This window comes from Vibrio sp. AH4 (assembly GCF_030710545.1).
In the GTDB taxonomy this organism is placed as follows: Bacteria; Pseudomonadota; Gammaproteobacteria; order Enterobacterales; family Vibrionaceae; genus Vibrio; species Vibrio metoecus.
The window spans coordinates 2,503,935-2,514,744 of sequence record NZ_JALAIV010000001.1 but is presented as its reverse complement, the minus strand read 5'-3'; the positions used below and the strand labels follow the sequence as shown (position 1 = coordinate 2,514,744).

The following is a 10,810-nucleotide window of genomic DNA, read 5'->3' as shown; positions in this document are numbered from 1 at the left end:
CACGATTAGCCATCAATATGCGGATGTGTTTAGCGAAACAGATAAGGGAAAAGCTGTTTTCTTTCTTGTGCAGAAAGGCTGCTGACTCTTGCGATATTGGTCTCTGGGATGGCTTCTGGATTTGGGTAGTGTTTCAGCACTTTTTCCATGCTCTCTTCACGGATCAGGTGAAAGATCGGGTAGGGTGAGCGGTTGGTGAGGTTCTCATCATCCTCTGGATCTGTGCCTGCAAAGCAGTAATCAGGATGGAACGTTGCGACTTGAAACACACCTTCCCAGTCTTGCTGGCGAATTAACGCTTCCACCCAGTCGATGTAAAAATTGTAATCAACAAAATCGTGCAGCAGGTTTGGGACAACGACGAGAGTCGTTTCAAGCTCTTGCGGCTCTTTAGTATCAAGCTCAAGCAATTGATCGTAAATATGTTGCAGCAGTGCTTCTTCATCACTGGCTTCACTGACATAGATTTTAATTTGCTGATTACGCTGTGGTTTTGCGGCAAATGGGCATAAGTTTAAGCCGATCACGACCTGATTAAGCCAGAGATCGACTTCTTGAATGATGGTTTCCATTGACATGGTGAGCTCAGATTTTAGGTTTTGTTTATATCAATTTGCGCAGAGCATAGCACAACTTAGGCTGAAGGGCTGACCAAAGCCTGACTGCCTTGTGGCGTTTGTTTATTTTGTTGGCTTAAGCGCCAACCAAGGATAAACAAGACGAAGTAAAGCCCCAACCCGCCGAGTGTGACCATTTCCCAGCCACCGTGTTGCCAACAGTACAGCAGATAAAAGCCGCCTAAACTACCGCCAATATAATAGTGAACCAAGTACAGTGCGGTCGCGGTAGCTTTGGCTTGGGTGGCTTTTTGACTGACCCAAGCGTAAGCCAAAGTATGGGTGAAAAAGGCGCCGAAGCTAATCAAAATCAAACCGACCAACATGGCGGGTATCGCTTCAATCAGCGCAATCAGCATGCCCACCAGACTGATGAGTGCGCCAAGCATCATGCCGGGAATCGCGGGGAAACGCCGGTTCCAGTTGGCGGTGAGCTTTGAGCTCAGTGTGCCAGCCAAATAACAGACGAAAATCAGTGAAGCAATTCCAATCGGTAGTGAGTAGGGTTCGGCGACTAAACGGAACCCCATAACAGAATAGAGGTTAACAAACAGCGCGAAGTTAACCCCGCCAATCAACATAGCGAGCCAGAGTGTGCGGTTTTGCAGATGTTTGACCAACGCACGGTTGTGATGGAAAAACAGCCCACGCTGCGGTTTGAAATGCTGTTGAACGGGCAGTAAATACGCTACCAAAAGTGCGCCAAGCAGAGTAAAGATGGCCATTGCAACGACCGCATGTTGCCAACCAAGGGCATCGGTGAGTAATCCTCCAGCAATTCGGCCGGTAATACCACCCAGTGAGTTTGCGGCAATGTATCCGCCAATCGCTTTACCAAACGCTTGCGGAGAAAGCTCTTCCACCATGTACGCCACCGCAACCGAAGCAAAAGCCGCTAAAGCCACGCCCATTAAAGCTCGGGTGAGCACCAAAAACCAAAACTGCTCGGCATAAAGCATGGCTAAGCCAATCACTGGCATAGCAAATAAACCGGTCAGCATCACTAAGCGTCGCCCAACGGCTTCCGAAGTGACTGCCCAAGGCACGAGGCAAAGTGATAAGGCTAAGGTTGACGCTGCAAACAACCAGTTAATTTGGGTTTCCGAAACCGCAAAGTGATGAGCGAGATAGGGCAGCATAGGTTGGAAAAGATAAAGGTTACAGAAGACTAAAAATGAACCCAAAGCGAGGGCAAAGGTCACTTTTAAATATTGAGGAGAATGCAGTTCAATCATACAGCGGATCCGAGATGCGAAAAGGTGGCGATGTGATCACGATAGCAGTGGCATCTCGATTAATAAAATATATTAAAGTTATGGTTGTGATATGCGGAATATATGATGGAAGTTCGACAATTGCGCCATTTTGTGACCGTAGCAGAATGGGAAAGTTTCACCTTAGCCGCGCAGCAATTGCATATTGCGCAGCCGGCGCTGAGCATTTCGATTAAGAAATTTGAGCAGCAGCTCGGTGTTACCTTATTCAAAAGAGATGAAAGAAAAGTCGCGTTGACCCATGAAGGTGAAGTGTTGCTTGAACATGCCAAGCGCATTTTGCAACAGGTCAATGATGCTCAATTGGCGGTCGATGAGCTTAAAGGCGTCGTGAAAGGTGAGGTACGCCTTGGCGCGCCAAGTATGATGGGCTCTTATTTTTTCCCGCAAATCATCATGGCGTTTAAAAGCCACTTTCCGAATCTGAAAATGACCGTGATTGAAGCGGGTACTCAATCGATCCGTAAAATGCTGCTGTCAGGTGAGTTGGATATTGGGGTAATTTTGAATCACGATCTGCCGGACGATTTGGCAGCAGATCCGCTGCTCTCTTCGCAAATGGTTGCTGTGGTTGGCAAAAATCATGAGTTAGCTGAACGTCGTTATCTTACTTTTGCCGAGTTTTTTGAGCATGAACTGGTGATGTTTAAACCCGGTTATTTTCACCGAGACTTTATTGATAAAGTGTGCCGAGAACATAAGTTCACAGCAGATTTTTCTTTTGAAACCAATTTGTTACCTATGATTTTAAGCATAGTGAAACATGAGTATGCGATTACCGCGCTGTTGGAGTTGGTAACCAGCAATGAACCGGAAGTGAAGGCGATTCCGTTTGAACCGCCGGTGTGGCTTGATCTCGCATTGGCTTGGCGTAAAGAAGGTTATCTGTCCAATGCCGATCGTACTTTCATCGAGTTTGTGAAAAAGTACGTTTAGCGCCAAGAAGAGCATTCATCTTTGCTGCTATTAATCTTTACTGCTGTAGATACGTTCAAAATTGGTGTGGTTCCAGCCGATCATCAAACGATCACCAATTTTTAGTACCGGAACACTGCGAGCGCCGAGAGCATCAAGCTCTTTGCGGCCGCGTTCCATTTTTGCGTTGCATAAGCGGTACTTAATGCCTTTTGAGTCCAGATAACGCTGGGCGTCTTTGCAATGTGGACATTTATCTTTTATGTACAAAACCACGCGTTTCATTGGTATCTCTCATGAATCAAAGGGCGCAAAGTGTAACGAGAGTCGGCTAGAGATGCAAATATCCCCTTCCTACTTGAAGCGCTCATACTTATTGGTGTAGGTGATTCTTGAGTGGAAATTGAGTAAACTTGCCGACCTTTTTTGTAACCCGAACTGAGCACGCGAAATGAGTATGCACCCTGCACTGAAGTACATTCAGGGATATCCCCAACACATTGTTGAACAAGTTGCTCAACTGATCGCAAACGACAAGCTGATACCTTGGTTTGAGCAGCGTTATCCTGAGCGGCACGATATCCAGAGTGAAAAAGCGCTGTTTGACTTCACCATGGCTTTAAAAAACCAGTATATGAAGAAAACGGCTCCGCTCAGTAAAGTGGTGTATGACGGAAAAATTCATCTCATTAATAATGCGCTGGGGTTACACAGTTACGTTTCTCGGGTGCATGGCAATAAACTGAAAGCGAAAAATGAAATACGTATTGCCAATGTCTTTAAACAAGCACCTGAACCGTTACTGCGCATGTTAGTAGTGCATGAACTGGCGCATTTAAAAGAGAAAGAACACAACAAAGCGTTTTATCAGCTCTGTTGCCATATGGAACCGAATTATCACCAGTTAGAGCTGGATGCACGGCTATACATGATGGTGCTAGAGCTCAAGGCAGGCAAAGCATGAACACTCCACTTAAGCCAAAACATGAGCAAAAAACAAATCGAAAACCGAAAGCCAATAACCCAGTTGTGAAAAAGCAGCAAACTAAGCAGCCGCCAACCCACAAAGTACAAGGTGAGGAAGTCGCTGCCGTTAAATCTGGGTTACATCCACGCAATCGTCACCGCGGGCAGTATGATTTTCCGGCACTGATTAAGGTCGTGCCAGAGTTGCAATCCCATGTGATGAAAAATCCCAAAGGGCAATGGACGATTGATTTTTCCGATCCGGTCGCGGTCAAGTTACTCAATAAAGCGCTTTTGGCTCTGCATTACGGTGTCACCTATTGGGATATTCCAGAGGGCTTTTTATGCCCGCCCATTCCGGGTCGTGCGGATTATATTCATCGCGTGGCCGATCTGCTGCTTAAGGACAATCCAAAATTAAACCCTTCGCAAGTTACAGCGCTAGATATTGGGGTGGGCGCAAATTGTATCTATCCGATTGTCGGTGTAACGGAATATGGCTGGTCATGGGTTGGGAGTGATGTCGATCCTGTCTCAGTTAAACAGGCGAGTTTGATTGTTGAAAACAACTCAACGTTGCAAGGCCATATTGAGTGTCGCCTGCAAAATAATAGCCAGCATATCTTTCAAGGCATTATTAGAGTGGGAGAGCGTTATACGCTGACGACATGCAACCCGCCATTTCATGCATCACTTGCCGAAGCACAGCAAGGTACCTTACGCAAACAACACAATCTGCAAGCGAATCAACGTAAAAATGGCCGAACAATAACGCGTAACTCAGTACAAAGTACCGCGTTAAACTTTGGTGGTCAGAAAGCCGAGTTATGGTGCCCAGGAGGAGAAGCGGCTTTCATTGGTAAAATGGCGGTAGAAAGCCAGCAGTTTGCCGAGCAAGTGCTGTGGTTTAGCACTCTGATTTCTAAGGGTGACAATGTACGCGGCATGAAAAAACAGCTCGAAAAATTGGGCGCTCAGTCGATACATGTAATAGAGATGGCACAAGGACAGAAGATCAGCCGTTTTGTTGCTTGGAGTTTTCAAAATGCAGAGCAGCGCAAGCTGTGGTGGAAAACAAAGTGATAATCTGTTGTTAACAGACTAGCATTAATCCATAAATGCAGTTCGATCAAAGACTAACAAAGGAGGGGCAAGATGAGAATCGAAGATGTTCCGCTCTATGCACCCTGTCAACCGCACTGGCTGTGTGTTCCTTTTATGAGTGTCTTTACGCTTTTGTTGCTGATTGGGCTTGGTTTTTTTATTCGGGTTATCTATCGCGAATACCAAAAAATTCAGCGCGCTAAAAAGGTACGTCGGCTACGCCGTATTCACTACCGCGATCGCAAAGGCAATGGTCGTCCGACGAATCTTTAATAAACCTAGGATTGTGCTTCGAGTAGTGCTTGGTATTTTTGCTCTAATGCTGAATTACCGGCACGCTTTTCTAGCTCAACCAACAGTTTGAGTGAGGCTTTTTGGTAGCCGTAACGTTGATTTAATGCCATTAACCGCAGCCGTGCTTGAGTGTAATCTCCGGCGTCAATTTCCATTTTGGTGAGCTGTAAAATGGACATCAGTCGATTCGGGTCATGATCCACCGCACGCTTGAAATACTCACGGGCATTATCATTTTTCCCTGCTTTTAAGGCGCACAGTGCGGCGTTCTCGTAACTCGCCGAAATGAGGTAATAATAGGGTTGCTCGACTGCTCGGCGGAAGTACTGATCCGCCGTATCATATTCCCCTTGTTTACACAAAAAAGTACCAAAGTTATTCAGTACATTCCCGTTTTTGGGGTGCTGATTTAACGCCGATTGATACATTTTTCGCGCCGAGTCATTTTCTCCCACCATCTCAAAATAGTGAGCCATCGAGAGTTGTGAACGATAATAATCGGGGGCATGTTGCAGTGCTTTTTCTAGGTTTTCTCGGGCTTTGATCATGCTTCCATTTTCTAAATAGCCTAAACCAAGGGCAATCCGTGCTTCAGCCATTTCGGTTGGATCGCTTTGTGCTGCAATATCTGATGTTTCGGTTACGGTGACACAACCACTTAAGGCCAATATCACACCGACTGCCAACATTCTTTTCATATGTCCCTCCACTCAACGAACCTATGATAGGCAATTAAGACGGAAGACCGAGCAATGAGGATGAAGTCTGCGAGTCAGTTGGCAAATCTTACCGACTTTATCTGCTTGATGTCGCTCACTATTGAAGCCATGTGAGCATGAATGAAGGTATAAAAAAGGCCGCGTGGAGCGGCCCAGAAATGGTTATTCATCTTTGGTGAAGTTGGCTTCGCTGAATTTTTCCAAATCGTATGGTGTTTGTTGGTAAACACAGTAGTTAAGCCAGTTAGAAAATAGCAAGTGTCCATGGCTACGCCAGCTGGCACAAGGCTTATTATCTGGGTTGTCATTGGGGTAATAGTTTACTGGAATTGCAGGGCTTAGCCCTTCACCTAAATCGCGTACATATTCGCTATGTAAGGTAAAGGCATCGTATTCCGGGTGTCCGGTCACAAAGACGTTGCGTTTGTCTTTCGTTGCCGCAAGGTAAACGCCCGCCACATCGGAAGTTGCGAGAATATCGAGATCAGTATGCTCAGCCAAAAAGTCAGCTTCAAAGTCGGCATAGCGAGAGTGTGGCGCTAAAAAGCGATCATCAAACCCGCGTAAAAGTGGATGAAAAGGTTTGTGAATATCATGGTAATACACGCCGGATAATTTCTCTTCACGAGTGCGTTTAGGCAAGTTGTACAGCAGTTTTAGCCCTGCTTGCGCTGCCCAACAGATGTAAAGAGTGGAAGTCACATGCGCTTTCGCCCAACTCATGATGTTTTGTAGATGCTGCCAATACGCGACATCTTCAAATTGCACTAAGCCCAGCGGCGCGCCCGTGATGATTAACCCATCGAAGTTGCGATTTTTGACCAGCTCAAATTGGCGATAGAAGGTGTTGAGATGCTCTTCTGGAGTATTTTTGCTTGGCCTGTCATCGATGCGCAGCAGCTCGATATCGACCTGCAAAGGGGAGTTGGACAAGAGGCGTAAAAACTGAGTTTCCGTCTCAATTTTTTTTGGCATTAAGTTTAAAAGTAACACCTTGAGTGGGCGTATCTCCTGCGTCGAAGCACGCGATTCCGACATAACGAAGATGTTTTCGTTACGTAGCACATCACTCGCGGGTAATTGGTCGGGGATTCTAATCGGCACAGCTTTCTCCCTAAGCTTGATATGGACGTCTAAACATCTAGACTTATAACTCAACCGAAAATTATTGTCGATAGCAAAATGCATGCATCCTTAATCTAAGTTAGTATCACTCAGTTCATTTTCCCACTGTGATCTTATTATGCGCCCCCATCTAACCCTTATTCGCGGTTTACCCGGTTCTGGCAAATCGACTTTAGCCAAAACGTTTCCAGCTGTGCATCTGGAAGCGGATATGTATTTTGTGAATGAACAGGGAGAGTACCATTTTCGTCCTGAGCTGATAGCCCAAGCGCATGAATGGTGTCAACAGCAGACGGAGTATAGCTTGCAGCAGGGCAAAAATGTGGTGGTGTCCAACACTTTTGTGCGGCATTGGGAGATGGCGGTGTATCGGAAACTTGCCCGAAAATATCGAGCTAAGCTGACAATCCTTGTGTGTCGGGAACGCTATCAAAACGTGCATGGGGTGGATGAAGCCACTGTCGAACGCATGCGACAACAGTGGCAAGAGTAGGCATTATTGTGGGTGTTTAGCGGTACGCTGAAGATCTCGGCGTAAAAGATAAAACGCCAAACAGCCCCATACCAAAGCCTGTGCCCAAAGGAGTGTCCATTTTGGTGCTATGGTTGACCAACTGGCCGCCATTTGGTTTAAACCCAGAAAGCCTTGGATTGCCGGCGTGCTTGGGAAGCACTGCGCAAGCCAGACTAAAGGCGCAGGGATCATTTCCAACGGCCAAATAAATCCAGCGGTAAAAATCAGTGGCATCGAGCTAATTAACACCACCAAAGTGACCAGTTCGCGTCTTGGAGTCACTGATCCCAACGCAATACCGACAAAATTACAGGCTAATAAAAACGGCAGGAGCAGACGGAGTAGATCACTTGGTTTTGCTAATGTATTCACGCCGTGTAAATCAAAGCTAGCGCCGAAATAATATAGGCTTAGCAAGTAATAGACCGTAACCAATACGAGACTGCGCACCAACAGCAGTTTGGCGGGAGAAACTCGGCTCCAGTAACCATGTCCTTGTTTTTGGGTTCCGACCATAAGACCCGCTGCCATGATCAATGTTTGCTGAAGGATCAATACAAAAACGGCGGGTACGACGTAATCGACATAACCCATGCGTGGGTTAAATGTGGGCTTTAGATTGGTACTGGTCGGCGAAAAATGCTGCGCCGCAAACGCCATCGGCTCACCTTCTATCACTAACCGGCTTACTTTTGTTTGTGCAGCGAGTGTGCCGCCTGCTTGGGCTAAGCCTTCAACAATCGTCCCATAAACCAGAAAATAAGAAGCATCGCCTGCATAAGCAAGAGTTGGGCTTTTACCCAGTAGCAAATCTTTGTAGAAATGTTCCGGAATCACTAAGATGCCTGCAACTTTCTTCTCTAAAAATGCCTGCTTGGCATCGGCAATCGTATGGTCTCGCTGAACAATTCTGACTTGCGGTGTGGCGTCTACCATTCGCTCTAATTGATAACTGGCTTGACTCTGATCGAGATTGACCACTGACACGGTCTGCTCGCGCGGGATCTGCTTGGCGTAGGGAAGTGGGTAGAGGAAAGAATAAAATACTACGCCGCCGAAGACCGTCAATACGACAACGGGGTTGGTGATGAGCGCTTTTAATTCTGCTTTGAACAGTTGCCACAGACTCATACGGCTTCTCCGGCTTCACGAGATAAATGTTTGTGGATCAAGATCAGCACTAAACCAAGAGGCAGTAGGTAGCCCACCATGGCCGCTAAAGGCTGTAGAGAGGTGAAAGCCTCCAGACCATAGCTAACTTGGTTGACTTGCACTTCAATGTAATGGCTGATGGGCAATAGGCTACGCCATGCTTGTGCGAGGGAATTCATGTCACTGGCTGGAAAAGTGATGCCCATAAACGCAAAACTGGGTGCGGTGAATGCACCGGCAAAGCTCATTGCACGAGCGGGATCGAGCGTGAGGAAGTAGAAAAAAGCCCCCATGATCACGCAAGCGATAACCGTAATGGCTTGTGCAAACAATAATACTGAAAAATGCCCAAACATCGGCCAACGCAGCACATCATAAAACCAAATTAAAAAACCGAGCCCTTGCAGCATAAAAATCGGTAGATAAGGGAATAGGGTGCGAGTTAAATGTCGCAGCGGTGCATCGGCTAGCCATGTTTTCAAGCCATAATGACGATAGTTGGCCGCCAGAATCAAAATAGTGCTGACGACAATCGTGATTTGCCATAAAGCAGGAACAATGGCCGACACCAGAAATTGTGCGTAGTTGGTATTTTGGTTAAAAAGAGGCGTAATTTGGGTTCGCACGGGAACTGAGCGCCCCATTGCAGCCAGCGTCGTGGTATGACTTTTAGCGGCGAGATTCTTCACCACATCAACCTGTGCATTAAACGTTCCTTGCGCTTGCACGACGGCAGAGTTCACCAGCTTACCAACCAGAATCATCTGGCTGTTGTAAAAGGTCGTCACTTGCGGCTGCTCTTGGCGATAAATCGCTTTATCGAACTGGGTGGGGATCACCATAAAGCCATAAATCTGATTACTACGCATCGCTTGGCTTGCGTCATCCACACTCGCATAATGCTCACTGACTTGCAGAGTTGAGGTGGCATCCACTTCTCGGATCAGTTGCCGAGAAAGTTGGCTGTGGGAAAGGTCGACTACACCGAAGGGGAGATCCCGTGCGATACCTTGTGAAAAAATCCACCAGATGGAAGCCGCAAGGAGTAGCGGCACCCAAGTTAAGCATGAGAGTAACCATTGGTCGTGACGCAGTAACGTCCATTGAGCAGGGATGGCGTGTTTCATCTTAAGTTTAATCACAACTTACAGCTTAACCACAACGCTCATACCCATGCGTAGTCCCTCAGTGGGTGTGACAGGACGGGCTTCTACCTCAAAAGTTCGCAGATCGAAACCTTGGGTTGCATCGGTTGAACGCCAAGTCGCGAAATCGCCCATCACAGCAACGTGAGAGACTTTAAACGCAACGGATTTATCGAGCGCAGGCAAGTAGGCCTCGAACTGAGTACCTTGAGTGAAGTGTTTAAGCAGATCTTCGCGAACATTGAATACCGCCCAAGAGTCTTGTGTATCCACCACGGTGACGACAGGGAAACCTTGTGGGGCAAGTTCTCCACTGTGCATCAACACTTGTGACACTTCACCATCAAACCAACTTTGAATCTTGGTATCGGCGGCATACGCTTCGACTTCAGCCACCGCACCGGCAGCCATACGTGCTTTTTCGAGCGCAGCTTGCTTGGTTTCTTCACGTGCGCCAGCTTTCGCGAGTTCATACATTTGTAGTGCGGCGCTTTCGGTGTATTTGGCGGCTTGCCACTGAGTTTTCGCTTCGTCGCGTTTTTGTTCAGGCATTACGCCATCGTCATAAAGGTTATTCACGCGAAGATAGGTTTTTTCGGCGAGATCCGCTGCGGCTTGAGCTTTAAGCCACTGATCTTTAGCGGCCTGAATTTGCTGTTCACGCGCGCCGTTTTCTGCTTCTTGAGCCAGTGCACCGGCGGCTTTTTGACCAGCGATCGCTTGTTCTAATTTGGCATCAATTTCAGGGCTGAGCAGGGTAAAAATCAGTTGGCCTTTTTCAACTTGATCGCCCTTGCGTACCAAAACCTGATCAATACGCCCCGGTACTTTGGAGGAAATGCTGTATTGTTGCGATTCGATTTGTCCTTGCAACGTAACAGGATCAGGTTGATAAGCTTGATAAAAGCGATAACCAATCCAACCGACAACGGCAACAGCAGTGAGGGTCATTAAGGTGGTTTTTACGGTTTTCATTGCGATTCCT

General features: G+C 47.0%; 13 protein-coding genes. 5 read left to right on the top strand and 8 right to left on the bottom strand.

The genetic code is table 11. The annotated features are described in order from the left end of the window. Positions 1-29: 29 nt before the first annotated feature. Positions 30-578, bottom strand: coding sequence for a DUF1415 domain-containing protein (locus tag MKA69_RS11670; protein WP_305848100.1), 549 nt, complete (start codon positions 576-578; stop codon positions 30-32). Positions 579-634: 56 nt separating this feature from the next. Then, a complete protein-coding gene (locus MKA69_RS11665; protein WP_305848099.1) occupies positions 635-1,852 on the bottom strand; it encodes an MFS transporter in 1,218 nt (405 codons plus the stop codon). Positions 1,853-1,957: 105 nt separating this feature from the next. Between MKA69_RS11665 and MKA69_RS11660 the strand changes: the two genes are divergently transcribed. Next, entirely contained in the window at positions 1,958-2,827 is an 870-nt protein-coding gene (locus MKA69_RS11660) for a LysR family transcriptional regulator (RefSeq protein WP_033932649.1), read from the top strand. A 30-nt stretch (positions 2,828-2,857) separates the two neighbouring features. On the opposite strand, the gene MKA69_RS11655 is transcribed toward MKA69_RS11660, so the two are convergent. Then, positions 2,858-3,091 (bottom strand): glutaredoxin family protein, encoded by a 234-nt coding sequence (locus MKA69_RS11655; protein ID WP_000832721.1) that lies wholly within the window; start codon positions 3,089-3,091, stop codon positions 2,858-2,860. A 172-nt stretch (positions 3,092-3,263) separates the two neighbouring features. Here MKA69_RS11655 and MKA69_RS11650 point away from each other — a divergent pair, with 172 nt between their 5' ends. From MKA69_RS11650 to MKA69_RS11640, 3 genes are all read left to right on the top strand, one after another. Beyond that, a complete protein-coding gene (locus MKA69_RS11650) occupies positions 3,264-3,770 on the top strand; it encodes a M48 family metallopeptidase (protein WP_000553153.1) in 507 nt (168 codons plus the stop codon). Continuing rightward, on the top strand, positions 3,767-4,855 hold the full coding sequence (gene rlmF, locus MKA69_RS11645; RefSeq protein ID WP_305848098.1) for a 23S rRNA (adenine(1618)-N(6))-methyltransferase RlmF: 1,089 nt from the start codon (positions 3,767-3,769) through the stop codon (positions 4,853-4,855). Before MKA69_RS11650 ends, rlmF begins: the two co-directional genes overlap by 4 nt. 72 nt (positions 4,856-4,927) lie before the next feature. After that, positions 4,928-5,149, top strand: coding sequence for a hypothetical protein (locus MKA69_RS11640; protein ID WP_001217312.1), 222 nt, complete (start codon positions 4,928-4,930; stop codon positions 5,147-5,149). Between the two features lie 5 nt (positions 5,150-5,154). Here MKA69_RS11640 and pilW read toward each other — a convergent pair whose 3' ends face one another. Both pilW and metA read right to left on the bottom strand, forming a co-directional pair. After that, positions 5,155-5,868 (bottom strand): type IV pilus biogenesis/stability protein PilW, encoded by a 714-nt coding sequence (gene pilW, locus MKA69_RS11635; protein WP_055035716.1) that lies wholly within the window; start codon positions 5,866-5,868, stop codon positions 5,155-5,157. 183 nt (positions 5,869-6,051) lie between these two features. Beyond that, complete coding sequence (metA, locus tag MKA69_RS11630; protein WP_134817708.1) at positions 6,052-6,993, bottom strand: homoserine O-succinyltransferase; 942 nt, start codon at positions 6,991-6,993, stop codon at positions 6,052-6,054. A gap of 139 nt (positions 6,994-7,132) precedes the next feature. Between metA and MKA69_RS11625 the strand changes: the two genes are divergently transcribed. Next, positions 7,133-7,507 (top strand): ATP-binding protein, encoded by a 375-nt coding sequence (locus tag MKA69_RS11625; protein WP_305848097.1) that lies wholly within the window; start codon positions 7,133-7,135, stop codon positions 7,505-7,507. A 3-nt stretch (positions 7,508-7,510) separates the two neighbouring features. Here the strand turns inward: MKA69_RS11625 and MKA69_RS11620 are convergent, their stop codons facing one another. From MKA69_RS11620 to MKA69_RS11610, 3 genes are read right to left on the bottom strand one after another with little or no spacing between them, the layout of a single operon-like run. Continuing rightward, a complete protein-coding gene (locus MKA69_RS11620; protein WP_305848096.1) occupies positions 7,511-8,659 on the bottom strand; it encodes an ABC transporter permease in 1,149 nt (382 codons plus the stop codon). Continuing rightward, positions 8,656-9,807, bottom strand: a complete 1,152-nt coding sequence (locus MKA69_RS11615; RefSeq protein WP_305848095.1) for an ABC transporter permease — start codon at positions 9,805-9,807, stop codon at positions 8,656-8,658. Before MKA69_RS11615 ends, MKA69_RS11620 begins: the two co-directional genes overlap by 4 nt. Before the next feature lie 18 nt (positions 9,808-9,825). Then, positions 9,826-10,800: an HlyD family secretion protein gene (locus MKA69_RS11610; protein WP_000859620.1), complete on the bottom strand. Its 975-nt coding sequence runs from the start codon at positions 10,798-10,800 to the stop codon at positions 9,826-9,828. Positions 10,801-10,810: the final 10 nt, after the last annotated feature.